Genomic DNA, 26,712 nt, shown 5'->3' on the forward strand with positions numbered 1-26,712 from the left:
ATATGAACTTGTGGCGCTGCGGCGACGGGGACAATCAGTTTGGCTGGATAATTTTGAGCGAAGTTGGATTACTCACATCTTGCACTATTCTCGCTGAACAGGCAAGATGCCTGTTCCACAAGAAAATCTACTCTTTGTGGAACAGGCATCTTGCGCTGAACAGGCAAGATGCCTGTTCCACAAGAAAATCTACTCTTTGTGGAACAGGCATCTTGCCTGTTCAAAAAAGGATTATTGACAATGGTGCAATATCTCAGATTACCAACAGTAAGTTGCAGCACTACATTGACGATGGACTACGAGGGGTGCTGTCAAACTTTCAAAGCTTGCAAGCTACAATTGAAGAGAAGAAATACGCGATCGACTTCAGTACACTAGCCCACCAAAATATCAGGTGGTCTCCTGGGCATAAATACGATTATTTAATCAGAGGAGACCTACAATTAGCAGCCGACTTGCTGAAACAAACCCATTCTCACACTCGCGGTCGAGATGGTTATGTTCAAGTCGATCTCCCTCCTCACTCGCTATTGCAGGCCCAAAGTGCGATCGCTGAAGCTCAAATCCTTTGGGATTCAGTCGGCTGGCGTAATTTAATGCTCAGAATCCCAGACACTCAAATCATGCTGCCGGTGATTGCACAACTAATTTGCGCTCGTATTAACGTCAATGCAGCGTTCGTGTTTTCTCAGACAACCTATGAGCAAGTAGGGGATCCTTATCTCCGAGGACTAGAAAGCCTCATTCAGCAAGGATAATCTGTGAGTGAGATTGCTTGTTTTACCAGCTTCTCGATTGCTCGTTTAGATGCAGTTATTCATCCACTTATAGATAAAATTAAAATTAGGGGTGAGTGCTTTTCACTTACCCCTGCCATTTTTTGTCGGTCTTTTAACCTACCTTTTGCACCATTCTCAAGAACAGGCAAGATGCCCGTTCCACAAAAGATAAATTTTCTTGTGGAACAGGCATCTTGCCTGTTCATCAAAGCCTAATTGAGAATGGTGCAAGATCTAAGTTTTAACCTACCGATTATAGCAATAAGTCGCCACAGAAGCGACGCAACTGCTCCTAAAAATACTTGTCGATGTGGAGGGTCAAAATCGCGAATACTCCCAGCAAATGACCAGCGCTCATGCAAGCCAGAAATGCCGGTACGCTAACATTGTTGAACAGAGAGGGGAAGGGCAAAGGCATTTTCGGCCCGACGTGGGGATACCAAATTCTGCGACTGATAACTAGCAACGCTAAGATATTGCAAACAAACATCACCAGAGGCTTTTGCCAATTTCCTGATGCTGTGTCAGTCAGAGTCGATTCTACTACTGCCAGTAAATTTGAGTTAATCATCGTGGATGCTCCTATTTTTAATAAAGTATCAGAAATGCTCGATGAGATTTCTTGCCAAAAATACAGCAGGGGCGATCGCCTTTACGCAATAAATATCTGTTGCTGTCAATATTCACCGCGCCAGCGACAGCGCCCCCACCCATAATCATCGAATCACAGCAAGAATTCTTTTAATGCCATTTAAAAGTAACGAAAGATACAAAGGGACACAACCATACTTGCTGCCATTTGTAACTTTTAGCCTGTCTGGCAGTGGCGGCATTTTCTCACGCCGCCAGACAGGAAAGACTGCTCGTCATTAGTGAGCAATGTAGGTAGGCAGAAAGTGGAGAATGTCGCGCAGAACGCTATATCCAGCAGCATCCCAGAGCAAATAAGCTAAGAAACCGATCATCGCTAAGCGACCGTTCCAAAGTTCTGCTTGCGGGTTGAAGCCAAACAGAAAGGCATTCCGATCTTTGCCGTTGTAAGCATTAGCCGTAGGAGGCAGATTAGTAGGACGAGTTTCCATGTTTTACATTCCTTAACAATGTTTCGCTTCTCATAGTAGCGACCTAATTTCTGCTTTGCTATCTGTCTCTAGGCTCAAGATACACACAAGTCTAAAGGAGGATTTTGAAACAAAAAATAAAGTGTTAAGTATTGTTGAGCGAGATTTTTTCAGCGATCGCCTGTATCTGTAAATACTAAATACAACTGCAAGTTGAGGTGGCCGCTGTGAAAGGCTCGATCGCAGCAGAGCGACAAACAACGGCGTTGGTGACTCGACAAGACTGAATCCGCGCTCTGCTAGAGGCAAGAAAATTTAGTAAATTTCAACTTAAAACCCGAACACGATCGCCCGTGAGTTAACTAAAATAGGAGATAAATAGATCGATCGGGAGAAACAGTTATCGAAACCATCTACGGCAATCTTCAGGGTTTAAAGTCCAGCCAGCTCAAGCAACTCGAAAAGCTGTACCACCAGCGACTACCGGGCGATCGCATCACCACTGCAGAATTCGCCCAGCGCGTCGCCGCCATCAGCACGGAAATAGACAAACCAATCTGCACCTACATCAACCGCCGCGGACAAGTAATTCGCGTCGGCGTGGGTACACCCCGCCAAACGCAGATTGCGCCCTTAGAATTGCCCCGCTACGGGGGAGGTCGCCTCAGCGGCATTCGCTGCATCGCCACCCACCTGAAGCCAGAAACCCCAAGCGAAGCAGCTCTCACAGCAATGGCAATTCAGCGCCTAGACGCCCTCGTTTGGCTGACACTGAGCGGCGGAGGATTTCAGCGTCGCGGCGGCGGTGCGACTGGTTACATCCAAGAAACTTATCTCGCTCACCTGATACCCCAGGGAGATCAGCCAAATTTTGAGTTCTCTGTTTTGAGCGCTCAGTTAGAACCAGATGCAACTGATGAAATAGAAGAGTCTTCAATTCCAAAGTCACTGATTCAAACTCCACACTTTCCCTGGAAAATATCAGAACCGCTGAATTTGGACGAACTCGCCGACCAAGACTTTCTGGATTTGGTGGAAGGACTCGAAGCAGAGTTTGAAGCAGAGTTTGTCGCGGGGGAGGTCGATGCAGACCAAGACAAAGTGCTGTTGGTAGGTGTAATGACTCAGCACATGACTCAGTTGGAGTTTGAGGACGGGCTCGCAGAAATCACGCGGCTGGTTGAAAGCGCCGGGGGTCAGGTACTGCAAACAGTGCGCCAAAAACGATCGCGCCCCCATCCGCAGACAGTCGTCGGGGAAGGCAAAGTTCAGGAAATTTCCCTCGCCGCTCAGACGGTTAGCGCTAACCTCGTGGTATTCGATCGCGACCTGGCCCCCGCACAAATACGGAACTTGGAAACTCAGATAGGTATCCCGGTAGTCGATCGAACAGAGGTAATTCTCGACATCTTTGCCCAAAGAGCTCGATCGAGCGAGGGTAAATTGCAAGTCGAACTCGCTCAGCTAGAGTACGCCCTGCCCCGGCTCAGAGGTCGCGGTCAGGCAATGTCGAGACAGGGTGGCGGCATCGGTACCAGAGGCCCCGGGGAAACCAAACTAGAAACCGAACGGCGGACAATCGCCAAACGCATTTCTCGATTGCAGCAAGAAGTAAATCAATTGCTGGCCCACCGCTTCCGGCTGCGGCAGAACCGACATCATCACGAGGTACCCTCAGTCGCGATCGTCGGCTACACCAACGCCGGTAAATCGACTTTGCTCAACCTGCTCACAAATTCCGAGGTCTATGCCGCCGACCAGTTATTTGCCACCCTCGACCCCACAACCCGACGGTTGACCATTCCTAACGATGTCACGGGCGAACCGCTGTCGATCGTCCTCACAGATACAGTGGGCTTTATTCGCGAACTCCCCCCCGCCTTGATCGACGCTTTTCGAGCTACCCTCGAAGAAGTGACTGACGCCGATGCTTTGCTGCACCTTGTTGATCTCTCCCATCCCGCGTGGCAGAGCCAAATTCGATCGGTCATGAATATTTTGACAGATATGCCCGTAACTCCCGGGCCAGCCCTTGTCGCTTTTAACAAAATCGATGCCGTAGATGGAGAGACTCTCGCCCTCGCCCGAGAAGAGTTTCCTCAAGCCGTATTTATTTCGGCGGCCAAAGGTCTCGGGATGGAAACTCTCCGCGACAGACTAGCTCAGCTCATTCAATACGCTCTCTACCCTCGGTAAATACTTAAGTATTCCTTTTAAGTAGTTGACATTCTGGAATACACGTAAATATACTGAGGACACACATCGTAGAACTATGAGACTATAAAAGAGTAGTCAAATCGTGCATTGCAAAGTACAATACAGTAGCTCGACTTTTCGCTCGGTTAAAGAATTAATTTCAGGAGGCGGCGGTTAAGGTAAAAACACTCTGTGTTAATAGCTGTAAGGGCTGTTGGTTCAGAGATGGCAAAAAGATGTTGCTTTACGGGAGTGCAAACCACGGTACGCGACGTCAAGGTGAAAGAGAAGAAGAATGTGATTAAAGTGTTTGGGCGATCGCCTCAAGCGCTATACTATCTTTTACAGGCGCCCGCGAGAGACAACATCAATTTATTGTAAGAACTCTAAAATCCTTGCCCGTCGTGCAGCGCTACTCTTTAGGACTATTTCTATTTTCCGATCTTACCACTGTTTAACTAAATAGTTATGTTTACGCCACTGGCAAAACTAGCAATTGGACTCTCTGCCACAATGGCAACAGCGTTTTACTATCTAGCTGCTGCCCCTCCGGCTGCTGCACAATACATCTGCGGGCCAGGAAATTTTTCCCCTGCCTGCATGAACCGCCGGCAACCATCACCATCACCATCACCATCACCATCACCATCACCATCACCATCACCAATAGCAGACCCGCTACCGGTAGAGCCGGTAGTTGAATCACCAGCACCAATAGCAGACCCAGTACCGGTAGAGCCGGTAGTTGAATCACCATCACCAGTCATAGTAGACCCAGTACCGGTAGAGCCGGTAGTTGAATCACCATCACCAGTCATAGTAGACCCAGTACCGGTAGAGCCGGTAATTGAATCACCACCAGCAATAGCAGACCCGGTACCACAGCCCACAACCGATCAACTAACGGTGTCCACGGGGGGGTTTCAAAACATATACACCAACCTCAGCGTGAGGCCACCAACAGCTATCCCAGAACCGGGTACTGTGGTAGCACTCCTGGTGACAGGCGCAGGAATCATCTGTTCCGGCCGAAAACGAAACAAGCAGGTTCGTCAGCAACGGTAGGCAGACCAAATTTGCTGCTTGTTTTGAAAATCTCTGCGTTTCTTGAAGCGTGGGTGCATTTTTACTTATGGAATAAAAACAAAGAAAATTGTATAAATAATAACTTTACAGCTTGCTGGCTGCAATTATATAAAAATTAAAATAAGATTGGTTAAGATTAAAATAAAAAAATATTGTTATTGTTTGAGCGTCCGATGACCCCTAAAGTAGAAATTTACACTTGGAGAACCTGCCCGTTTTGCATTCGTGCCAAAGCATTGCTGAAGCGAAAAGGGGTGGATTTTACAGAGTACGCGATCGACGGAGATCAAGCAGCACGAGATAAAATGACCGATCGAGCCCACGGAGGTCGCACCCTGCCCCAGATATTTATTAACGACCAACACATAGGCGGCTGCGACGACATCCACCAACTAGATACTCAAGGTATGCTCGATCCGCTGCTAGCAGCAAAATGAGGCATTCCCTGTGGAATTTTCAGTTAGCCCAAATTTTCCGGCGACCAATTCTTAATTTTAACTGACAATGAAATTTGCATTCATCATCGATCCCCTCGCGCGACTAATTCCAGGACACGATACCAGCGTAGCGCTGATGGAGGCAGCTCAAGAGTTGGGTCACGAAGTCTGGGTGACTCAAGCCAACGAATTAAGCGTCATCGGCGGGAAAACCTGGGCAATCCTCAGTCGGGTAGCACTCACCCCAGTAAAACTGGTAGATGGACGCTGGGAGGCGGCTTCGGCTTGGTACGAGGTGGAACAGTCTACTTTGCAGCCTCTCGAAGCAATGGACGCAGTATTTATGCGGACAGACCCCCCAGTCAACGTTCCTTACCTCTACGCTACTTACCTTCTAGACGGGATCAATCCGGCTAAAACTTTGGTAGTTAACAGTCCCAAAGGATTGCGGGCGGCGAATGAAAAGATGTATGCTTTGCAATTTGAGGGAGCGATCCCCGAGACAATTGTTTCTCAAAACAAGCAGGTAATTCGGCAATTTGTTGAGAAAAAAGGAGCGGCAGTTCTTAAACCCTTGGGCGGCAAAGCTGGCGAGGGGATTTTGTTTTTGGAACCGGGCGATCGCAATCTCAACTCCCTGGTCGAAATTAGCACTCAACAAGGGCAAATTCCAGTCATGGTTCAGACTTATCTGCCGGAAGCAAAAGAGGGAGACAAGCGGATTATACTGTTGGATGGCAAGCCCATCGGTGCTATCAACCGTATTCCCACCGGCAATGAATTTCGCGGCAACATGGCCGTCGGCGGCCGAGTCGCAAAAACAGAAATTACCGATCGCGAAGTGCAAATTTGCACTCAGTTAGAACCAGTTCTGCAACGGGACGGGCTGTACTTTGTTGGCATTGATATCATTGGCGGTTATCTCACGGAAGTTAATGTCACCAGCCCTACAGGGATTAGAGAAATTGATTTATTTGACGGGGTTAGTTTGGGCAAACAAGTAATTGAATGGGTGGTTAGTCAGTAGTCAGTAGTCAGTAGTCAGTAGTCAGTAGTTATTAGTTATGAGTTATTAGTCATAGATTAGTCGTTATTAGTTATTAGTTATTGGTCATCAGTTACTGGTCGCAGCTAACAAATAACAACTGCCAACGGACAACTGCCAACGGACAACTGCCAACAGCCAACAGTCAACAGCCAACAGTCAACAGTCAACAGTTAACAATTCCCCATTATTAAATTATGTCAAAAATTGGCGTGGCAGTAGTCGGTACAGGTTTCGGTCAAAAAGTGCACCTTCCCGGATTCCAGGCACATCACCGGACAGAGGTGGTGGCTGTTTACCACCGGAATTTAGACAAAGCAAAGGCGATCGCCTCTAGCCACAATATCCCCTACGCTTGCGACTCGATCGCCGATATAGTAGCCATCCCCGAAGTAGCAGGCGCCAGCATTTCCACGCCGCCATTTTTGCATTTTGAAATGGCAAAAACTGTCTTGGCAGCAGGCAAGCATTTATTATTAGAAAAACCCACAGCCCTGACAGCAAATGAAGCCAGGGAACTTTACCGATTGGCAAACAACGAATATCAAACCGATTTAAAACAGGTTGGTGCCACAGCAATTGCCACAATGGACTTTGAGTTTCGCTTCATCCCCGCATGGCAAATGCTAGCAGAATTATTGGCAGCAGGATATGTGGGAGAAAAGCGTTTAATTAAGGTTGATTGGCTGGTGTCGAGCCGTGCTGATGCTACTCGCCCTTGGAATTGGTACGCGCAAAAAGAGCGAGGCGGCGGAGTTTTGGGCGCGACAGGTTCTCACGTTTTTGATTATATTAGCTGGCTGTTCGGCGCGCCGCAGAGGCTTTCTGGGCAATTGATAACAGGAATTTCGGCGCGCCCAGATCCGAATGATTCGGGAAATTTAAAATTAGTTGATGCCGATGATTCTTGCACGTTGATGTTGGAATTAGCCGAGGGAACGCCTTGTCAAGTTTGTTTGAGTTCTGTTACTTATCAAGGGCGGGGACACTGGGTGGAAATATACGGGAGTAAGGGTACGTTGGTGTTGGGAAGCGACAACCAGCAAGATTACGTCCACGGATTTCGCTTGTGGGGTTCCCAAGGTGGAGAACCTTTAGCTGAAATAAAAATTCCTCAAAGATTGGAGTTTCCTCAAGTTTATCCAGACGGGAGGATTGCACCGTTTATTCGAGTAGTAGATAGGTGGGTAGAAGCGATAGATGCAGGTACATCGTTGATACCGTCGCTCAGAGAAGGGGTTTACTCGCAGTTGTTGATGGATTTGACCCAGGAGTCGAATGCTACGGGAACTTGGGTTGATGTACCGAATTTAGATAAGTTTTTGGGCGGCAGGTAAAAGTAAAAACTCACAAAGCAATCTCTCGCACTCGATCGCACCCTAAACCCGATAAACTACGAATAGATAAACTCAATCCAACCCTATATCCAGAGTCGGTAGTTGTGAATGGCGCGCCCTCAAAGTCCTTGCCTCAGTATAGCGATCGCTCGCCTGAGAACCGCTGGGGCAAACCATTTTGCCACTTGGGTTCTACAAGCTCCCTATCCCAGCGGGTACGTTCACCACGACTGTATGTGGCCACATACCCTATCCCAATCATGGAAAGCTTGGCAGGAAATGTTTTCGCCCTCCGGGACAATTCACGAATTGCCCCTAAATCCAGATGGCAGTTTCGTCTCGCCGGAAAACAACCAGAATATACTGGCAGAAACTGAACAACGAACACCGACGCCCTCTGTGCCGCTCCACCTCGGTCAAGGGGGGTGGGAGGACAGGGGGAAGCAGAATCCGCCGCCACCGGCCAGCTACAGCAGTCGCCTGATGCAGCATTTGGGGATTAATCTTTGGCAGTGGCTGTTTGAAGGGCCGATTCAGGGTAGTCTCCAGGAAAGTAAAGGTATCGCGATCGGGCAAAATCTACCCCTGCGAGTCCGCATAGACTTGCGCGAACCGTATTTAATTGCTTTACCTTGGGAAATTATGCAGCCTCAAGCCGGTCAACCGGCAATTTCTCTGTCGCAGCAACTGCTTTTCAGTCGCACTACCAGCAATGTTGAACCTTTGCCACCTCTGCAGCCTGCAGAGTCGCTCAACATTTTGCTAGTTTTGGGACAAGCAGAACCCGGCCGCGGTGCTAATTCTCAATTTTCCAGCAGCAATAACGGTCATTTGCAGTTGGGAGAAGAAGCACTAGCCCTAGCTGGCGTTCTCGAAACCGCTTTTCAAACCGACGACAGCGGCAAATATTCTGACATCAGCGTTCCGACTCGCGTAGATACTCTGATCGAACCTACTGCAGCGGAACTAATTTCTCGGCTGGAAACGCAAGCTTACAACATTCTGTTTTACGCCGGCCACGGGATACCGGGCCCCGACGGCGGCTTGCTGTTTTTGGGGCCGGACACCGCGATTAATGGCACTGAACTGGCTCAGGTTTTAGTTCGGTGCCGCGTGACTCTGGCGGTGTTTAATGCCTGCTGGGGAGCTCAGCCGGCGGTGGAGAGGTTGCTCTCAACAAACGGCCAGCAACAGGCGATCGCCCGCAGCAGTTTGGCTGAGGTACTGATCCATCACGGGGTGCCCGCGGTGTTGGGGATGCGGGACTCGATCGCCGATCGCGAGGCCCTGAGTTTTATCCAAAGTTTTGCTCAAGCTTTGGCCAGCCGGATGTCAATTGATCGGGCCGTCGCCGTCGCCAGACAGCAGCTACTAACCCTCTACAAGTTCAATCAACCGGCTTGGACGCTGCCGGTGCTGTATATGCACCCTGAGTTTGACGGTCAACTAACTGAGCCGGTAGATGACCTCAAAACAGAATTACCTTTAAATTCTTCTACTTGGCTGGGACGCTTGCCGTCTTGTGCTTACTTGCGGGCGCGCGATCGACCCAATGTCAAATCCACCGAATCGACCAATCAGGTTTGGCCGATTCGCGCTGGTATGGTTCGAGTCGGACGCTGGGAAGAAAACGACGTAGTGATTCGAGAACAGTGGGTTTCTCAAAAACACGCCGAGATTTTCTGCCGCAACAGTATCGGAGATAGCCAGGGCGAACCTAGCTACTTCCTGCGCGATTTTTCTCGTTATGGGACTCTAGTTTTGGGGCAGTCGGGATGGCAGAGAGTTCACCACCAAGAATTGCTGCTGCAATCGGGCACTCAGCTAAAATTTGGCAGTTCTCAAGGTCAGATTTTTGAGTTCACTATTGAGGTTCCCAAAACTTCGGGCTACAGTGAGACTGATTGCGGAACGAATTAAGGTGCGGGTGTAGCTAATGAAGGCAATCGGCGATCGGGACAGCAAAGTTCTGGGCGTTGAGTCGAAAGTCTGAAGTTAAAAGAGTTATTCACAACTCGCAACTGGCGTTTTGCTTTCGTCCCGGTTCTGTATTTTCTTTTTCCCACTTAGGTATTACATCATGGCTACCCAATCTCCTGATTCTCAATATTTTCGCGACTCGCAAACTCAGGCCCAGATGGAACTTCTCGCCACAATTGTTCAGACTGATGTTGCTTATCCCTGGAATCCCGCACAGCTTGAATCAGAATCTTATTTCACTGCGCTAGAGGAGGAATTTGCACTTTCTGATTCCTTCAGCGACAGCGATATTGCCCAGAAGTCGCAAGTTCTATTCGCGCAATTAGAACAAGTTTGGCTGACGACTGCTCTGCAAAAGTCTTTGCGTGAGAAATTTGCTCGCGTTCCTCAAGATTTTCTGGTCCGCATCGCTCAAAGCGTTCAAAACGCAACTGTTAAGTATCAATCTTTAGCTGACCAAATGGTAGAGTGCGTGTTAGATATTTTGCCTCAGTGGGCTGAGGAAGATTTGCAGGTGTTGGCGCGTCCTTTGGCTTATGCAATGCGAGAGGTTGATTCGGAAGGGGCCCAATTGGTCATGGCGACTAGAAGACCTTGGGCCCAATTGTCGGAAATAGAACAGGCGAGAGTTAGTTTGGCTGTCGCCCGCTATGCAATCTCGCAATTACCAATCTCTGATTAGTTGTTTGATGACTGGCTTTTTGTACTGCGATCGCGGTAAAAGTTTTTAATTAAAATAAAATATATCTACCTTTAGTTAGATGTGAAGTTCGTCTAATTATTAACGTATATGGATTGCTATAGTTTGATCTAGCAATCCTATTTGATTTTTGACACAATAATTTGTTGTTGAACGATGCCAACCGCGCCCGACGGTGAGGACGTTCTTAATTGCACAAATATGAGTTGTTATATTAGACAAGATTGCATACATTCGCTCTCAAGGGTTGAAATGCCTCTGCGTTGCATCTACGTTGCATCTGCGGTTTCCCTATCCATCAAAGATTTATGCAATAAATCTATTGCTTCTTCCCTCTCTCCTCAATAACTCAAGCCTTCTTCCTTCTTCCTTCAACATCTGCTATACCTTGCCGGGATTGGACAGGCTCAGCGGTTTGGCAGCAGGAAGCAAGATGAATTATCATACAATTGTCAAAATGTTAAAGAATGTAAATGTAGTGTTAATGGGGGTATGTCGGAATTTTCAACTGGATTAAAAAGCCGACAGCAGGAAACCCTGACTGTTGCAGGTACGATCGGGAATTTCACATTTTATGACAACTTCAAGATTTGACCTTCAAGAGTTAAAACGCCGCTTTTTGCGGATTTCGCGGGTGCCGGCGGCAACGCTAGTGGTGTTGGGGGCGGTTGCTTTCGCAGGTGCGATCGCCGGGGCATGGTTTGGAGGTGAAGGTCTAGTCAGCGGTATTTTTGCCACAATCAACTCTTGGCAGCAAAACCCGCCTGTGTGGCTGCAAGTGCCTGCTACGAGCAAGATGTATTTGTTAGTGCCGACTGTCCTGCTTGTCTCAGTTGCTTTAGCTGCAATTAAAATTTCGCCTCAACCGCATAAACGATCGCGCGCTGTCATAGTTGCAATAGTTCTAGCTTTAACCATTCGGTACGTTTTGTGGCGATCGCTCGCTACTCTCAATTTAAGCGACCCCCTCAACGGTATCTTTAGTTTAGGGCTGTTTTTCCTAGAAATGTTAATGGTGTTCACCAGCAGCATTCAACTGTATTTAATGCTGAGAGTGAAAGACCGGCGTCGAGAAGCCGATCGCATGGCAGTTGCAGTTGAATCTGGAAACTTTGCCCCGCCCGTCGATATTTTTATCCCAACTTACAACGAACCCGCTTTTATTTTACGGCGCACTGTCATCGGCTGTCAAGCTTTAGATTATGCCAACAAAAAAGTATATTTGCTCGACGATACCAAGCGCCCTGAAATCAAATTGCTGGCAAAAGAACTGGGATGCGAGTATATAACCAGACCCGATAATATTCACGCCAAAGCTGGAAACATCAATCACGCCACAGCCCTAACTAATGGAGAACTAATTGTAGTTTTCGATGCCGATTTTATTCCTACTAAAAACTTTTTAACCAGAACAGTGGGATTTTTTAAAAATCTCGAAATCGCCCTCGTTCAAACACCGCAAAGCTTTTACAACCACGACCCCATCGCCCGCAATTTAGGTTTAGAAAATGTACTCGCGCCGGAAGAAGAAGTCTTTTACCGGCAAATTGAAATGATCAAAGACAGCGCCGACAGCGTGATTTGTTGCGGTACATCTTTTGTAGTTAGGCGCAGTGCTTTAGAAACAGCGGGAGGCTTCGTCACAGATTCAATCTGCGAAGATTATTTTACCGGAATTCGGCTGTCAGCAACCGGGTATCGCTTAGTTTATTTAGATGAAAAATTGAGTGCTGGTTTGGCCGCTGAAAATATAGAGGCTCATCTAACTCAAAGGTTGCGCTGGGCGCGAGGCACGCTTCAGGCATTTTTTATTGATTCCAATCCTTTAACGATTCGCGGCCTCAGATTAGTACAAAGGCTGTGTCACCTCGAAGGATTGCTGCACTGGTTTACCAGTTTAACCAGGGTTTTGTTTCTGTTGATGCCTTTAGCTTATTCGTTTCTCGGCGTACTTCCTTTGCGGGCAAGTGCACAGGAATTGCTGTACTTTTTCCTGCCTTACTATTTGGTGCAAGTTACTGTGTTTTCTTGGCTGAACCGCCGATCGCGATCGGCTTTGCTTTCCGATGTTTATTCATTTGTCCAGTGTATACCTTTAGCGGTGACGGTGGTGAGTGCCATGCTGAATCCCTTTGAGAAAAGGTTTCAAGTGACGCCGAAAGGAATTGCGAGCGATCGCTTTCGTTTTAACTGGAAGTTGGGATGGCCTCTGATTGTCTTGTTCGCAGCTACAGCCTTCAGTTTGTGGCAGAATGTAAACATTCATTTAGTTAAAAAAGTTGGCAGCTTACAGGTAATATCAGAAAGTGCAGATTTGTTAAAAGGTATAAGTTTGGGATGGATTTGGAGCGCTTATAACCTGCTGATGCTGGGGATTGCACTACTAATTTTGGTGGATATTCCTAAGCCGGACATTTACGAATGGTTCAATTTACGCAGAGTTGTACAACTGAATATTGGCGGTCAAAGTTTTTGGGGTATAACTACTGTAATTTCCGAAAGTGGCGCTGAAGTTGCTCTGACACAGTGGCCAAGTTTTGCGGTGAAAAATAAAGGCAGTAAAGAGAGTTTTACCGTCGCAGAGATTTTGCCAAAATATGCCGTTCAGACAAGTTTATCGCAGGGTAAAATAAAAGCTATTTCTCCCAGAGAGGCAGTCAAAGCGAGGAAATCGATAGCGCCGTCTGTTCTTGAGTTGGGCACTGAGGGTCGTTTAGCCAAAGGTTTGATTGATTGCAATTCGGCGACTCTGGAAATTATGGAAGAGAAATGTTTTATTCCTGTGGCTAAGATTAAGTTGGTGAGCGATAAATCTCAGTTGGAGTCGAGTTTTCGGGATGCAGCCGGGTGCAGTTTGGCGGAATTTCCCACTGTGCGAATTGTGTTCGATCGCCTGAACATTAGCCAGCACCGCTGTTTGATCGAAATGCTGTACTGTCGCCCGGGCCAGTGGAAGCGGCAGGAAACTCCCGGAGAATGGCGATCGCTGTGGCTGTTGTTGAGAATTGCTTTGAAACCGAGGGCTGTTTTTGAGAGACACAGACAAGTTAGACCGATCGCAGTTTCGCAACTTTAGAGCGAATTTCCCCGAGTTGGGAATTTTTCACCGCAGAGATTAGCAGATCAAGGCTGATGGATTTTTAGCTCGCCTTACCTCATATCTTTTAAGTAATCGTGCAAAAATATTTATACACTTTATCATAAAATATTAACTCGTCAAACAGGATAAAAAGATACAGGTGTAAGTATCCGTTTTATTATATCATATCCGGTCGATTACCCTTCATCAGGTAGGGGCGGGTAAACCTGCCCATATCTGCCAATAATTGACTATCTCAAAAACCCGCCCGACCGGGATATTATGGTCAATCGATCGGACATGATATTAGAGGGTTAAGCCTGGAGACTATCAAAATACTGGAAAGGATTTATAAACAAAGTAAATATCATCAAGTAAGGCAAAGGGCGCAGTGTATTAAATGCGGTTTATTAAATATCATTGGCTGGAAATAGAGGCCTATGAAAGTTGGGATAATTTAGTTGAGGTAGCGTCAAATATCTTTCGAGACTTGGGCGAAAAAAAATATATAATAAATTTTGCTTGACTACTTAGCTTTAGACGATATCGATCGCTTATTTCTCTATCCCAACCAGGCGATCGACTTTTGCGGAGTTTTGCGAACTTCGCACGAGGAAGCAAAAAAAAATAGGGAAATTTGGCGAAAACTGCGGTTAGTCGTGATACAGTCCACTAAGCTGTATATCCCGCTGAGCGCAAATAAATCGCCGTTTAATCTGGGGTTACGGCCCTTTAACAGCCACCAAGTCCAGGATTGGGCGAAACGGCAAGGGCAGGATTGGTCAGGGGAAGATGCCCAGCAACTGACGGGTTTTGTAAACGGGAATCCCTATTTAGTACGGCTAGCTATTTATCATATCGGGCGTGGGGATGTCACTCTAGACCAAGTGTTGCAAAACTCTCCCATTTCTGCCGGAATTTATGGCGATCGCCTAAAACGACAACTGTGGAACCTACAACAGCAGCCAGAGTTGCTGGCAGCATTCGTGGGAGTTGTAAAAAGCAACACACCTGTGGAGTTGGATTTAGTGGAGGTATTTAAGTTGGAAAGTATGGGGTTGGTAAATTTACAAGCCAATCTGGCGACGGTAAGTTGCGAGTTGTATAGGCAGTATTTTGGCGATCGTTTTAGTAGCAGTTGATTCGGATTCAGAAGTTGTCAGGGTAATCAAAAGAGAGCTATGAAAATTATTCAGTTACTGAGTTTAGTGTTCCTAGTAACGATTAAGCTGTTCAGCATCTAAATTACCTATTCCGAAATCGTGAAACCTCTGTATTGTGAGCATCTTGCTCAATGTGATAGTATCGTTTCAATGCAGAACAGATTATTTCGGGTTTTTCATGGTTTTTATTCTCCTATAGTGCAGAGGCAGTATTAGATATGAGGTATAACCCCCCAGAAATAACCCTGGAAAACTTCAAACAGCCACCAGAAAAGGTTATTTTTAATGATGCTTTTGGTTTTGCCGACGTTGCTTGGAAAACATTTGTAACTTTGAATTGGCCTGCTAATGATGGCAAACCATTAGAAGAAAGTGCCTTGGGTCAAGCACCGTCCGCTCCACGGGTATGGGAGTTTTATAGAACTCCTGAAGAAGTGTTTCTTGCTAATGGTGAAAAGCCGCTAAATATATCCAAATTTTTTACCAGAACCTTAAACTTAGACCTAATCGAGGGGCAAGGAGCGTGTTCAAGAAAAGATTTTAACTTGGCACAAGATAATTTACAAAAAAGCCGCAATTGGATCAAAAAAGTTATTGATAGTGATGAATGTCCGGACAAAATTCCTGTTAGTCATGAAGAAGAAAATTTGTTACTTAACAGCATTCCTATTGTCGATCAACAAGGGAACTACATAGTAATTGAAACTCGTTTGAATCCAAATGAATTTCAGCAAATACTAGATAACAAATGGTACGATGCTGATACATTAGCTGAGTACAATGACAATAACAGGTTTCAGTTTGAATCCACCAGTTCAACTGACGCACCCATAGAAATTAAGGCAGCTTGGCGGGTTTTTGATGAAAACTCTAGCGCCGAGGAAAAAGCTCGGTACTATACCACGAAACGGGTATTAGCTATCCCCGCAAAACAATATGTTTGCACTACCGGTAATTGTATTACTGGCGATCCTGTTCTTGAGGAAGTTGAAGTGGGCCTGATCGGCTTCCATATTGCCTATAAAATACCTCAACAGCAAATCTTAACTCCTGGGTACTCAACTCCTGGATGGGTTTGGGCTACCTTTGAACAGGTGGATAATCTGAAAGTGGATAATGGGCCTCCAGGATTGAAACCAACCCTATCCAACCCAGATTGCGATCCAAACGCTCCAAATAAGGGGAATTGCCTACCTAACTATCCATACGTAGAATGGCCTTTTCTTTGGCGCGATCGAGCTCCCCATGCGGTGACGAAATCCCAGGATGGGCAAATACAGCAGCAAATTCCTACCCAGGTTGTACGACTGTCCGAACAGCGCAATTGCAGAGACAGTAACCTCACTTCTACAGTAAAGGAATCTCTCAAACAACAGAACAAAAATTGGCAGGAAGCATTTAAAAAAGTGACTCCTGATTCTGTATGGCAATACTATCAACTTGTAGGAACTCAATGGCTGCAAAATCCCAGTATTGTTACTCAGACTCCACTTTTACCAAGAGATAGTTTAATCTCAAATATTAGACTTCAACAATTGCAACCAGGAGCGCTATTCAATGTATCTATGGAGGCTTATTCGCAAACCCAGGTTAACGGTGATTCCTGTGGTGGCTGCCACGTAGTGGCAATTCTACCAAGTTCTAGGGATAATTCTCAAAAAGTCATGTCTGATTTTAGTTTTCTCTTGAAACGTGCTAAAAGTTCCAGCAATAATTTATCAAAGGAGGTAGAATAAAATTCTATAACTCGATAATGTACAAATTGTCCTGAATTATATCGACCGTAACATCATCTTTCTAAATACCATCAAAAGGAGAAGATAGTCATGTCTGAATTCAATACAATTCCCAGCTTACTCGGTGTCTATCAGGAAACGGATGCTGAAAAGCGGCTGAAGGAAAAAATGGGGTCTGAAGCAACTCAGAAAACACGGCAATTAGTCGGTCAATGGTCGCGATTAGTGGCTTGGTCTTGGCTTGAGCCTGATGATTATGAGGAACAAGAAAAGCCTAGCGCCGAGCAGGAAAGTCTCCGGAAAGCGTTTATTGAGGCAGTCAAAGATCTAGCCCGTTCCTGCATTACTGAGCATTACTCTCCGGGTACGTTTATCGATCAAATATTGATAGGGAGCGATACTCTGTCTCAATATTTGAATGGAGATATATCAGAGAGTGGCCTAACATTGCCCGCTCTTTACAAGCAGCTCACTGGGAAAGATGACTATGTTTTTGAGAAAGAGTTTACTCAAAATTTTTTGTGGGCGATAACTCTCGAGCGATTTAATGGCTGGTTGGGTGGTTACATTGAGGAGAATGGTAACATCAAGGATAAGTTTGTGTTGGTACTCGCTTATCCACCGCGCCCCGCACTCAGTCCATCGGTTTTGACAGCATCCGAGCTGCGCGATTGGAGTCAGGGCAAGGGAGATGGGAATTATACACCTCCTAATCCTTATATTCCCACCTGCAATTGCTAAGGTCTGGTTAGGTACGTTGTTGCACTTTAGCGCTAAAGCGCAACAACGTACAAAGAAATACTTAAATTAATACAATAAATTTGCTTACAGAATGTATCGCGATTACCAGCCAAAATTTAAGAATTGCTTTCGCCTCGAAACAGAAAGAACAGAAGGAGTTTTCCTTTTGTCTGAAAGGAATGCGGCTCTACTGAGCGACCCTATCTACGCCCAATTAGCTCCGTTGTTGGATGGCAATCATAGCATTGATGAAATTGTCAATCAATTGCACGATCGCCTGCCGGCATCTTATATCTACTATGGCCTAAATCAGTTAAAAAATCAGGGTTATCTGAGCAACGGTGATGAGTTTCTGTCACCATCGTTACAGATTTTTTGCCACCAACTGAATATTAGCTTGGCAGATGCTCGCGATCGCTTACAGACAACCAAAGTCGCAGTGAGGGCGATCGGTTCTATGGACGCTGCTGAATTGATTCAAACTCTCGAATCGCACCAAATCCAGGTCAGCGAAGATGCCGATTTGGAAGTCGTTCTGTGCGATGATTACCTGCAACTCGATCTAGCCGCGCTCAATCAGCTTGCCTTACAACAATCGCGTCCCTGGTTACTTGTCAAGCCCATTGGCACAATTATCTGGCTGGGCCCGCTGTTTTCTCCCAAAAAAACTGGCTGTTGGGAGTGTTTGGCGCAACGCTTGCGATACAATCGACCCATTGAAGGGTATCTTAAGAGACGCACGAACGATACAGCACCACTGACGCCACCCCTAGCGAAAATACCTGGTGTCTTGCAAACGGCTTTGGGGATGACAGCTATTGAAGTCTTAAAATGGATCGTGCAGAATCGGGAAAATAAACGATTGCAAGGCGTATTAATTACTCACGATACTTTGACTCTAGAGACTCAAAGCCATATTCTCACCAAGCGTCCTCAATGCCCAATCTGTGGATTGAGCAAAACCCAGAACAGTGCAAAACCACTGCCATTAATTCTCGGTAGCCGTAAAAAAACATTTACTGCTGAAGGCGGACACCGTTGCAGTTCCCCTGAAGCCACTCTCAGCAAATATCAGCATCACATTAGTCCCATTACAGGCGTGATTCGAGAATTACAAAAGTTACCCGATCGCCTAGATGGTTTTCATAATTATGTAGCCAAACATCATTTTATCTCCATGTTTGATGACTTGAGAGCATTGGCTCAAAACATTGGCGGTAGAAGTGGAGGAAAGGGAAGAACGGATATTCAGGCGCGAGTTAGCGGTTTTGGAGAAGCTATAGAGAGATATTCTGGCGTTTTCCAGGGAGATGAAATCAGAATTAAAAGTAGCTACCAGCAACTCGGCGATCGCGCCATTCATCCCAACGCTTGTATGAATTTCAGCCAATCCCAATATAGCGATCGCCACAAGTGGAATGCCAGTTGTCAGAGCCTTTTTCAAAGAGTCCCCGAACCATTTGATGAAACCAAGGCGATCGACTGGACGGCTGTTTGGTCTTTGACTCAGCAGGAATTCAAGTATCTCCCCACTGCTTACTGTTACTTTGGCTATCCCAAACCAGAAAAACCTGACTGTTGGGCAGATACTAACGGGTGTGCAGCGGGTAATACCCTGGAAGAGGCGATCCTCCAAGGTTTTATGGAATTGGTCGAACGAGATAGCGTGGCGCTGTGGTGGTACAACCGAATTCAAAGACCAGAGGTGGATTTGGAGAGTTTTGATGAACCTTATTTTCGCTATCTGCAAGAGTCTTACCAGTCCATCCATCGGGATCTGTGGGTTTTGGATCTTACCAGCGATTTAAATATTCCCACCTTTGTTGCCGTTAGTCGATGTGGCGATCGCGACTCAGAAGATATTCTTTTAGGATTTGGTTCTCATTTCGATGCTAAAATTGCTGTTAGTAGAGCGCTGACGGAAATCAATCAAATTTTGGGTGTTGTCTTACCAACTAACGCCGAGGGTAAAACCCAGTACGCCTCCTCAGCGGAACCCTTAGCATTAAACTGGTGGCAAACTGCAACGCTACAGAATCAGCCCTATTTAGTTCCCGACAAAAGTAGTAGCGCTAAAGTTTATGCCGATTACGCTCAAAACTCGAGTGACGACCTACTAGAAGACATCAAGCGCTGTCAACAAATCGTAGCACAAAAGGGAATGGAAATGTTAGTCCTGGACCAAACTCGTCCTGATATTGGGTTGAAGGTCGTCAAGGTAATTGTGCCTGGAATGCGCCACTTTTGGAAACGCTCAGCAGCAGGACGACTCTATGATGTACCCGTACAAATGGGGTGGTTAAACGAACCACTATCTGAAGATAATCTCAATCCAATTCCAATGTGGTTATAATTTCCCCTTACCCAAAAGATGTTTAAAAACTATAAAATTATCGATGCCGACGCTCACGTTTACGAACCCCACAGCATTTGGGAAGAATATCTAGAACCAGCTTTCAAGCACTTTGCTCCTTCGCCAGACTTGAAAATTCAAGGAGAACCAATTATCAATAAGTTCTCCGAGCAATATCTACGTCAATGGGCCAAACCGTTTTTGGAAGTCGAGCCCCTGGCTGGTGCTGACCCGCAAATTCAGGTGCAAGCGATGATGGAGATGGGGGTTGATGTGGCATTTATTTATCCCACATCCCTGCTGTTTATCACTGCGGTAAACACTATGGCACCTCAACTGGTGGGTGCTTTTGTGCGAGCTTATAATAATTGGCTGCGAGATTTTTGTAGTTTTAATCCCCAAATACTCAAAGGTGTGGGCAGCATTAATCTTCACGATCCAGAAGAGATGGTGCCAGAATTGCTCCGCATCGTTAATTTTGGCTGGAAAGCAGTCTTTTTGCGTCCCAACCCTGTCAAGGGACGCATCCTGAGCGATCGCGCCTACGAGCCATTTTGGACGAAGTGTGAGGAGTTGGCGATCGCCGTTGGCATTCACGAGGGAACTCCTAGCCGTCTGCCTACTGCTGGGGCCGATCGCTTTAATACTCGCTTTGCCTTACGTGCCTGTTCCCATCCGATGGAACAAATGATGGCTCTGCTAACATTGATTGAAGGTGGCGTTCTCGAACGCCATCCCCAACTCAAAGTTGGCTTTTTGGAGTCAGGATGCGGGTGGTTGCCCTACTGGTTGTGGCGGCTCGATCGAGAATACGAGAGTTCGCGATCGGAAGTGGCCGATAATGTGAAGATGAAGCCCTCAGAGTATTTCCGCCGTCAGTGTTTTGTTTCTATGGAGCCTTCGGAGCCACACTTATCTCAAGTTATTGAGTATATCGGCTCCGATAACATCCTCTTTGGTTCTGATTATCCTCATGGAGAATACGAATCGGATATTGTCGAGCAAGTAGTTGCTCTTGAGGGGCAACTGCCCCAGGGAACTGTAGAAAAAATTTTGTGGGAAAATCCGGCTCGTTTCTACGGGCTCGGTAGAATGGCACGAAGATCAACATGAGCCTTTACTATTCGATCTCACAATTGTAGGTTAGGTTGAGCGAAACCCAACCTAACCTACAATTTTGCTTAATTCCTGAAAGCCTTGATTCGACCCCATTCTTCTCCTAGCCCCTAGCTATAATATGTTCAACGAACCGTTTCCCATTCCAGAAGTCGATGAGCGTTTACTGTTCGATCTAAGTTGCTCTAGAATCATCGGGCCAGTAATAACATTAGCGCAAGAAATCAATCTATTCAAGCTGATAGACGAATCACCACAAACAATTGAAGACGCTGCCAAAAACCTCAGAATTACACCTATAATCTCTGAAGCTTTCATGGTAGTTCTTGCTGCATTTGGATTACTAGAAAGACAGAAAAATGGACGGTTTTGCCTGACAAAGGTGGCAAAAACATACATGATTCCAGATAGCCCATTTTACTATACGGGGTTTTGCCCTCCCCATGAATGGTATCTGGATCTGCTGCGCATCAAATTAATCGGTGGCGCTCAACCACCAATGCCGATGGCGGTGGCGATGAATCAGCACAAAATTGAGATGGTGCACAGCTTCATCGATCGGATGCACATGATAATACTGCCAACCGCAGCAAACTTAGCCAAACAACCTGTGTTCGCTCAAATATCGCATCTTCTTGATGCGGGAGGTGGTTCGGGAGCGCTGGCGATCGCGATCGCAGCATTTAATTCGCAGATTCAATGCACGGTTATGGATCTTGAGCCTGTATGCGAGATTGCACAAAAAAACATTGCCAAATATGGCTTAGAAAAACAGATTACTACCGTTGCGCGAGATATGTTTAAAGAGGCGTGGCCTGGAGAACCAGACGGTGTTCTATTTGGCAATGTTTTTCACGATTGGGATTTAGAACATTGCTATTTGTTAGCTCGACGAGCGTTCGATGTACTCAAATCTGGCGGGAAAGTGTTGTTGCATGAAATGCCTTTGCATGACACAAAAGATGGGCCGCTCACAGTCGCCTGTTTGTCAGCCATATTACTGATGTATGAGAAAGGTAAGCAGTATACATTAAAGGAAATAGAAGAAATATTATCGTCAGTAGGCTTTATTGATTTTCAGTCAACACCAACCCATACTTATTATCATCTGATTAGCGCTAAAAAACCATAATTTTTGTTTGTATTTTTAGTTGAGGGAAATCTTAAGGATGAAAATTTTTTCTAATTACCAAATTATCGCCCAAATTTTTGAAAGCTCGAATTCGCTAGTTTATCGAGCAAATCGCCGCCATGACAATCAACCTGTTATTCTCAAGGTTCTCAAGGAAGATTATCCTACCCCTGCGGAGCTAACCAGATATAAGCAAGAGTATGAAATTACTCGTTGCCTGAATATAGATGGAGTGATTAGAGCTTATGATTTGCAAAAATATCAGAATACACTAGCAATAGTTTTAGAAGACTTTGGAGGTGAATCATTAGATATTACCCTGAAATATAGAAAACTTAGCTTGCCTGAATTTCTGGCTATTGCTATTAAAATAACGAAGACTTTAGGTGAAATCCATGCTGCTAATGTTATCCACAAGGATATCAATCCTGCCAATATTGTTTGGAATTTAAAAACAGATATCCTGAAAATTATTGACTTTGGCATTTCTACAGTATTTACGCGGGAAAATCCCATAATTAAAAACCCAAATATTCTCGAAGGCACACTGGCTTATATGTCACCCGAACAAACAGGCAGGATGAATCGGGTACTCGAGTACACTACAGACTTTTACTCTCTTGGCGCGACATTTTATCGGATACTAACTGGTTATTTACCTTTCGATACAAGCGATGCTTTGGAATTAGTACACTGCCACCTTGCCAAACAGCCTCTACCGCCTCACGAACTCGATCCCAATATACCCAAAGTTGTTTCTAACCTGATTGTGAAATTGTTAGCCAAAACAGCGGAGGAACGCTACCAGAGTGCCTTTGGCATCGCTGCCGATCTGGAAGAATGCCTCAGACAGTTTCAGATATGCGGAGAAATTGCAGATTTTCCCCTAGCACAACAAGATTTTTCTGACAGGTTAAGTATACCGCAGAAACTTTACGGTAGAGATCGAGAAATTGAGACATTATTATCAAACTTTGCACGAATTCCCGAAGAAAATAGCTCAGAAGAACAGACACGAAAGTGTGTTGAGATGATACTCGTTTCCGGCTATTCTGGCATCGGTAAGTCTGTGCTGGTACAGGAACTCTACAAGCCAATTACAGCTCGGCGAGGCTATTTTATTTCTGGTAAATTCGAGCAGTTACAGCGCAATATTCCCTACTCTGCAATTGCTGCTGCTTTTCGCTCTCTCATACAGCAAATTTTAGCGGAAGATGAAGCACAGCTATTAGAATGGCGTAAAAAACTACTGGCAGCATTTGGCTCTAACGGTCAAGCCATCATTGACGTGATTCCTGAAGTACAACTAATAGTTGGGCCTCAACCTCCGATTCAACAACTGGAGCCGATGGAGGCGCAAATTCGGTTTAACTTAGTGTTTCAAAAATTTGTTCGGGTGTTTTGCCAAAGCTCACATCCACTGGTCATTTTTTTGGATGACTTACAGTGGGCAGACGCAGCTAGTTTAAAGTCTATCGAATTAATGTTGACTGACGAGCAGATGAAATATTTGCTCCTGATTGCTGCTTATCGAGACAATGAAGTTAGCCCCACCCACCCTTCAATCTTAACCCTCAATCGTTTAGAAAAAGAGGGAGTCATTCTCAATAGGATAACATTAGCCCCCTTAGCTGCTCCTCAAATCGCTCAATTGATTGCCGATACTCTTCACAGCAATATAGAATTGGTAGAGCCGCTAGCTGAGTTAATTTATCGCAAAACATCAGGCAATCCTTTCTTCGTCAATGAATTTCTCAAAACTATATATCAAGAAAATTTATTAAAGTTTGATTGGCAACAGCGTTGTTGGGTCTGGGATATCCCGCAAATCAATGCTTTAGGTATCACAGAAAATGTTGTGGATTTGCTGATAGACAAATTAAAAAAAATACCTGAGGCGCCTCAGCAGGCGTTGCTTCTGGCTGCCTGTATCGGGAATAGGTTCGATCTGAAAACGCTCTCTATAGTCTGTGAAAAATCCCTGACAGATACATTTGTAGATTTACTACCTGCTATCCAGTCCGGGCTGATTCAACCGACTTCATCGCTAGAAACTACCTTGAACAATCCCATCGATGCCTCTTTGATTATCCTGAATTATAAGTTCCAACACGATCGCGTCCAGCAAGCCGCCTATGCCTTGATTGATGACAATCACAAGCAAACCGTTCATCTTAAAATTGGCAGACTGTTACTTGCAAGTACACTTTCAGATGGACAGGAAGAAAATATTTTTGCTATAGTCGATCATCTTAATAAAGGAAAAAACTTGATTGCTAGCAAGGCAGAAAAAGTGCATCTGAGTCAATTAAATCTCAAGGCAGGTTATAAAGCAAAAGAATCTACTGCATATACGGCTGCTAGAGAATATTTTATATCGGCAAATAAATTTTTCCTGGAAATATATGGAAAGGGAAAAATAATTATAAAATGGCTATAGATTTATATAAAAATTTAGCCCAGGTTGAATATCTCACTAGCAACTTTCAAGAGTCAGAATTGCTGATTGAATTGGCTATTAATAGAGTTAAATCAGTGATAGAACGCTCAGAATTTTATTATTTGCTAATCGATTTATCTACCATGCAGGCCAAATACTGGGAGGCGATTCAAGTCTGTCGAACAGCTTTAGCGCAATTGGGGATAGACTTTCCAGATCGCGACTTTGACAAAGCTCTTGAAGCTGAATTAGGTAAGTTTAGCGAAATTTTAGGAAAACGAGAAGTTGCTTCGCTGATTGACAATCCACAAATGGAAGACCCGATCAAGCAGATTGCCTTAGAGCTACTGATAAAAATGTTCCCTCCAAGCTACTTAGGCGCTCCCGAAATTTCCGGCGTCGTAATGAGTAAATCTGCCACTCTGAGCGTTGAATACGGTCATACATCCAAATCTGCAATTAGCTACGGTATATTTGGTATGCTACACGCAATGTTAGGAAACTATCAGTTAAGTTACGAACTCACCCTGCTAGGATATCAGTTAAGTAAAAAATTCGATGATTTATACTCGATAAGTCAAACAGCTAATTTACTTGCCAATTTTTCTTTGTCATGGGTTAAGCACATCAAGCAAACTGAAAATCTTAACGCACAATCAATTGAGGCTGGGTTACAGTCTGGTATGCTTCAATATGCTGGCTTTAGCATGACTCATACTTTATTAAATGGAATTTACCAAGGTAAAAATCTATCTTTACTTCCTCAAGAGGCATCTCACATCCTCCTTTTCTGCCAAAAAACCAAAAACCAATGGTCTATTGATTGCACCTTAGGACAGAAAATAATCTTACAAAACCTACTCGGAGAAAGGCAAGATCAGCTTTATTTTAGCTGCGATGAGATTGACGAATCCGACTATCTAAATCAAGACGAAGTTAGCCGAAACCCAAACGCAATCTGCTATTATTACATTTTCAAGGCGCAAGTCCTCTATTTATATGGTGAGTTGCAACTTGCGCTAGCATCCATAGCCAAGGCGCGGGAACTATCAGCGTTTATTTCCGGCACTATTTATGCTTCTACTTACAACTTTTACTATTCCCTGATTTTAGCTGCACTCCATCCATCTGTTTCTCCAGAAGAGCAACAAGAATACTGGACTCAAATCGAGGCTAACCAAGCGCAAATGAAAAACTGGGCAAATCATTGCCCGGAAAATTTTCTGGATAAGTATCTTTTAGTCGCCGCAGAAATGACCAGAATATCGGGTAAGTGGTATGAAGCGAGCGATTTATACGATCGATCGATTAAATTGGCTAAAGAAAACGAGTTTATTCAGGATGAAGCACTCGCCAACGAACTAGCCGCCAAGTTTTGGTTTGCCCAAGAAAAACACGATTTTGCCCAAATTTATTAAAAAAAAGCATACCAACGTTATCAAATTTGGGGAGCAAAACGCAAAGTAGAAGATTTAGATGAAAAATATATCCAGTGGCTTGGTTCAACCGCCACAGATACGCAAAATACCAAGAATCCGATTACAACAACCGGTGGAAAATCAGGTAAAGAACTGGATTTTGCCGCAGTAATGAAAGCATCCCAAGCTGTCTCCGGTGAAATCGTTCTAGAACAATTATTAAACCAGGTGATGAAAACTGCGATCGAAAATGCAGGCGCCCAAAAAGGTTTTCTGATTCTGGATAAAGGCGGGAATTGGGCGATTGAAGCGGAAGCAGCATTAGAATGCGATCGCATTACCATTATGCAATCCATTCCCGTAGATTCTGTTGATCCTGCAACTGGAATTCCCCTGCTGTCAACCGCCATAGTTAACTACGTCGCTCGCAGCCACGAAAATGTAGTATTAAATAACGCCACCAAGGAAGGACAATTTACTCGCGATTCTTACATTACCACAACTCAACCCAAATCGATCCTCTGCACTCCCTTACTCAATCAAGGCAAACTCGCTGGCATTCTCTACTTAGAAAATAATTTGGCGATCGGCGCATTTACCTCGGAAAGAGTGGAAACTTTAAAAATCATTGCCGCTCAAGCTGCTATCTCTATTGAAAATGCAAATCTCTACGAACAATTAGAAGATTACAACCGAACTTTAGAGCAAAAAGTAGAAGATCGCACTGCACAATTAGCCAGAGCTAATGCAGAAATATTGGGTTTGAACGAAAGGCTAAAAGTAGAAAACCTTCGCATGAGTGCCGAACTAGACGTAACCCGCCGCCTGCAACAAATGATTTTGCCTCAACAGCAGGAATTAGAGTCAATTGCAGGGCTAGAAATTGCTGCATTCATGGAACCGGCTGAGGAAG

Annotated in this window: 21 protein-coding genes; 17 read left to right on the forward strand and 4 right to left on the reverse strand. The window is 45.2% G+C overall.

All coding sequences use genetic code 11. The features are described from left to right. Positions 1-2 precede the first annotated feature (2 nt). Complete coding sequence (locus ACUVJL_RS08310) at positions 3-758, forward strand: transaldolase family protein (protein WP_445245411.1); 756 nt, start codon at positions 3-5, stop codon at positions 756-758. Between the two features lie 313 nt (positions 759-1,071). Here the strand turns inward: ACUVJL_RS08310 and ACUVJL_RS08315 are convergent, their stop codons facing one another. The 3 genes from ACUVJL_RS08315 to ACUVJL_RS08325 form a co-directional block, all read right to left on the reverse strand. Next, complete coding sequence (locus ACUVJL_RS08315; protein WP_445174417.1) at positions 1,072-1,350, reverse strand: photosystem I reaction center subunit PsaK; 279 nt, start codon at positions 1,348-1,350, stop codon at positions 1,072-1,074. 298 nt (positions 1,351-1,648) lie between these two features. Then, positions 1,649-1,861: a chlorophyll a/b-binding protein gene (locus tag ACUVJL_RS08320; RefSeq protein ID WP_006634547.1), complete on the reverse strand. Its 213-nt coding sequence runs from the start codon at positions 1,859-1,861 to the stop codon at positions 1,649-1,651. Positions 1,862-2,265: 404 nt separating this feature from the next. Next, the gene (locus tag ACUVJL_RS08325) at positions 2,266-2,403 is read right to left on the reverse strand and encodes a hypothetical protein (protein WP_293297880.1); all 138 of its coding nucleotides are present in this window, start codon (positions 2,401-2,403) and stop codon (positions 2,266-2,268) included. A 37-nt stretch (positions 2,404-2,440) separates the two neighbouring features. Between ACUVJL_RS08325 and hflX the strand changes: the two genes are divergently transcribed. Continuing rightward, complete coding sequence (gene hflX / locus ACUVJL_RS08330) at positions 2,441-4,036, forward strand: GTPase HflX (RefSeq protein ID WP_445245412.1); 1,596 nt, start codon at positions 2,441-2,443, stop codon at positions 4,034-4,036. Between the two features lie 472 nt (positions 4,037-4,508). On the opposite strand, the gene ACUVJL_RS08335 is transcribed toward hflX, so the two are convergent. After that, positions 4,509-4,793: a hypothetical protein gene (locus ACUVJL_RS08335; RefSeq protein ID WP_445245413.1), complete on the reverse strand. Its 285-nt coding sequence runs from the start codon at positions 4,791-4,793 to the stop codon at positions 4,509-4,511. A 502-nt stretch (positions 4,794-5,295) separates the two neighbouring features. On the opposite strand from ACUVJL_RS08335, the gene grxC reads away from it, so the two are divergent. The 15 genes from grxC to ACUVJL_RS08410 all read left to right on the forward strand — a co-directional run. Beyond that, complete coding sequence (gene grxC / locus ACUVJL_RS08340) at positions 5,296-5,559, forward strand: glutaredoxin 3 (RefSeq protein WP_445245414.1); 264 nt, start codon at positions 5,296-5,298, stop codon at positions 5,557-5,559. Between the two features lie 67 nt (positions 5,560-5,626). Next, positions 5,627-6,586 (forward strand): glutathione synthase, encoded by a 960-nt coding sequence (gene gshB / locus ACUVJL_RS08345; RefSeq protein ID WP_445245415.1) that lies wholly within the window; start codon positions 5,627-5,629, stop codon positions 6,584-6,586. Between the two features lie 215 nt (positions 6,587-6,801). Next, the gene (locus ACUVJL_RS08350) at positions 6,802-7,941 is read left to right on the forward strand and encodes a Gfo/Idh/MocA family protein (RefSeq protein ID WP_445245416.1); all 1,140 of its coding nucleotides are present in this window, start codon (positions 6,802-6,804) and stop codon (positions 7,939-7,941) included. A 108-nt stretch (positions 7,942-8,049) separates the two neighbouring features. Beyond that, the gene (locus tag ACUVJL_RS08355) at positions 8,050-9,861 is read left to right on the forward strand and encodes a CHAT domain-containing protein (RefSeq protein WP_445245417.1); all 1,812 of its coding nucleotides are present in this window, start codon (positions 8,050-8,052) and stop codon (positions 9,859-9,861) included. Between the two features lie 160 nt (positions 9,862-10,021). Beyond that, positions 10,022-10,603, forward strand: coding sequence for a hypothetical protein (locus tag ACUVJL_RS08360; RefSeq protein WP_445245418.1), 582 nt, complete (start codon positions 10,022-10,024; stop codon positions 10,601-10,603). A gap of 592 nt (positions 10,604-11,195) precedes the next feature. After that, entirely contained in the window at positions 11,196-13,697 is a 2,502-nt protein-coding gene (locus tag ACUVJL_RS08365) for a glycosyltransferase family 2 protein (RefSeq protein ID WP_445245419.1), read from the forward strand. Positions 13,698-14,218: 521 nt separating this feature from the next. Further along, on the forward strand, positions 14,219-14,842 hold the full coding sequence (locus ACUVJL_RS08370) for an AAA-like domain-containing protein (protein ID WP_445245420.1): 624 nt from the start codon (positions 14,219-14,221) through the stop codon (positions 14,840-14,842). 239 nt (positions 14,843-15,081) lie between these two features. Continuing rightward, positions 15,082-16,599 carry a hypothetical protein gene (locus ACUVJL_RS08375; protein ID WP_445245421.1) on the forward strand — a complete coding sequence of 506 codons (1,518 nt, stop codon included), beginning with the start codon at positions 15,082-15,084 and terminating at the stop codon, positions 16,597-16,599. Between the two features lie 90 nt (positions 16,600-16,689). Next, positions 16,690-17,340 carry a hypothetical protein gene (locus ACUVJL_RS08380; protein WP_445245422.1) on the forward strand — a complete coding sequence of 217 codons (651 nt, stop codon included), beginning with the start codon at positions 16,690-16,692 and terminating at the stop codon, positions 17,338-17,340. Between the two features lie 91 nt (positions 17,341-17,431). After that, positions 17,432-19,693 (forward strand): TOMM precursor leader peptide-binding protein, encoded by a 2,262-nt coding sequence (locus tag ACUVJL_RS08385; RefSeq protein ID WP_445245423.1) that lies wholly within the window; start codon positions 17,432-17,434, stop codon positions 19,691-19,693. A gap of 18 nt (positions 19,694-19,711) precedes the next feature. Continuing rightward, complete coding sequence (locus tag ACUVJL_RS08390; protein WP_445245424.1) at positions 19,712-20,806, forward strand: amidohydrolase family protein; 1,095 nt, start codon at positions 19,712-19,714, stop codon at positions 20,804-20,806. A gap of 124 nt (positions 20,807-20,930) precedes the next feature. Beyond that, entirely contained in the window at positions 20,931-21,941 is a 1,011-nt protein-coding gene (locus tag ACUVJL_RS08395; RefSeq protein WP_445245425.1) for a methyltransferase, read from the forward strand. Between the two features lie 37 nt (positions 21,942-21,978). Beyond that, on the forward strand, positions 21,979-24,381 hold the full coding sequence (locus ACUVJL_RS08400) for an ATP-binding protein (RefSeq protein ID WP_445245426.1): 2,403 nt from the start codon (positions 21,979-21,981) through the stop codon (positions 24,379-24,381). Next, positions 24,372-25,799 (forward strand): hypothetical protein, encoded by a 1,428-nt coding sequence (locus ACUVJL_RS08405; RefSeq protein ID WP_445245427.1) that lies wholly within the window; start codon positions 24,372-24,374, stop codon positions 25,797-25,799. Before ACUVJL_RS08400 ends, ACUVJL_RS08405 begins: the two co-directional genes overlap by 10 nt. A 171-nt stretch (positions 25,800-25,970) precedes the next feature. Further along, the coding region (locus ACUVJL_RS08410) for a GAF domain-containing protein (RefSeq protein WP_445245428.1) at positions 25,971-26,712 on the forward strand (742 nt) is incomplete at its 3' end.

This window comes from Microcoleus sp. OTE_8_concoct_300, assembly GCF_031383065.1.
GTDB lineage: Bacteria > Cyanobacteriota > Cyanobacteriia > Cyanobacteriales > Microcoleaceae > Microcoleus.

Excerpts from the sequence above, each read along its gene's own strand:
- ACUVJL_RS08310 (WP_445245411.1), top strand. The coding sequence starts at position 3 with ATGAACTTGTGGCGCTGCGGCGACGGGGACAATCAGTTTGGCTGGATA.
- ACUVJL_RS08315 (WP_445174417.1), bottom strand. The coding sequence starts at position 1,350 with ATGATTAACTCAAATTTACTGGCAGTAGTAGAATCGACTCTGACTGAC.
- ACUVJL_RS08320 (WP_006634547.1), bottom strand. The coding sequence starts at position 1,861 with ATGGAAACTCGTCCTACTAATCTGCCTCCTACGGCTAATGCTTACAAC.
- ACUVJL_RS08335 (WP_445245413.1), bottom strand. The coding sequence starts at position 4,793 with ATGGTGATTCAACTACCGGCTCTACCGGTACTGGGTCTGCTATTGGTG.
- grxC (WP_445245414.1), top strand. The coding sequence starts at position 5,296 with ATGACCCCTAAAGTAGAAATTTACACTTGGAGAACCTGCCCGTTTTGC.
- gshB (WP_445245415.1), top strand. The coding sequence starts at position 5,627 with ATGAAATTTGCATTCATCATCGATCCCCTCGCGCGACTAATTCCAGGA.
- ACUVJL_RS08350 (WP_445245416.1), top strand. The coding sequence starts at position 6,802 with ATGTCAAAAATTGGCGTGGCAGTAGTCGGTACAGGTTTCGGTCAAAAA.
- ACUVJL_RS08355 (WP_445245417.1), top strand. The coding sequence starts at position 8,050 with ATGGCGCGCCCTCAAAGTCCTTGCCTCAGTATAGCGATCGCTCGCCTG.
- ACUVJL_RS08360 (WP_445245418.1), top strand. The coding sequence starts at position 10,022 with ATGGCTACCCAATCTCCTGATTCTCAATATTTTCGCGACTCGCAAACT.
- ACUVJL_RS08365 (WP_445245419.1), top strand. The coding sequence starts at position 11,196 with ATGACAACTTCAAGATTTGACCTTCAAGAGTTAAAACGCCGCTTTTTG.
- ACUVJL_RS08375 (WP_445245421.1), top strand. The coding sequence starts at position 15,082 with ATGAGGTATAACCCCCCAGAAATAACCCTGGAAAACTTCAAACAGCCA.
- ACUVJL_RS08380 (WP_445245422.1), top strand. The coding sequence starts at position 16,690 with ATGTCTGAATTCAATACAATTCCCAGCTTACTCGGTGTCTATCAGGAA.
- ACUVJL_RS08385 (WP_445245423.1), top strand. The coding sequence starts at position 17,432 with ATGTATCGCGATTACCAGCCAAAATTTAAGAATTGCTTTCGCCTCGAA.
- ACUVJL_RS08390 (WP_445245424.1), top strand. The coding sequence starts at position 19,712 with ATGTTTAAAAACTATAAAATTATCGATGCCGACGCTCACGTTTACGAA.
- ACUVJL_RS08395 (WP_445245425.1), top strand. The coding sequence starts at position 20,931 with ATGTTCAACGAACCGTTTCCCATTCCAGAAGTCGATGAGCGTTTACTG.
- ACUVJL_RS08400 (WP_445245426.1), top strand. The coding sequence starts at position 21,979 with ATGAAAATTTTTTCTAATTACCAAATTATCGCCCAAATTTTTGAAAGC.
- ACUVJL_RS08405 (WP_445245427.1), top strand. The coding sequence starts at position 24,372 with ATGGCTATAGATTTATATAAAAATTTAGCCCAGGTTGAATATCTCACT.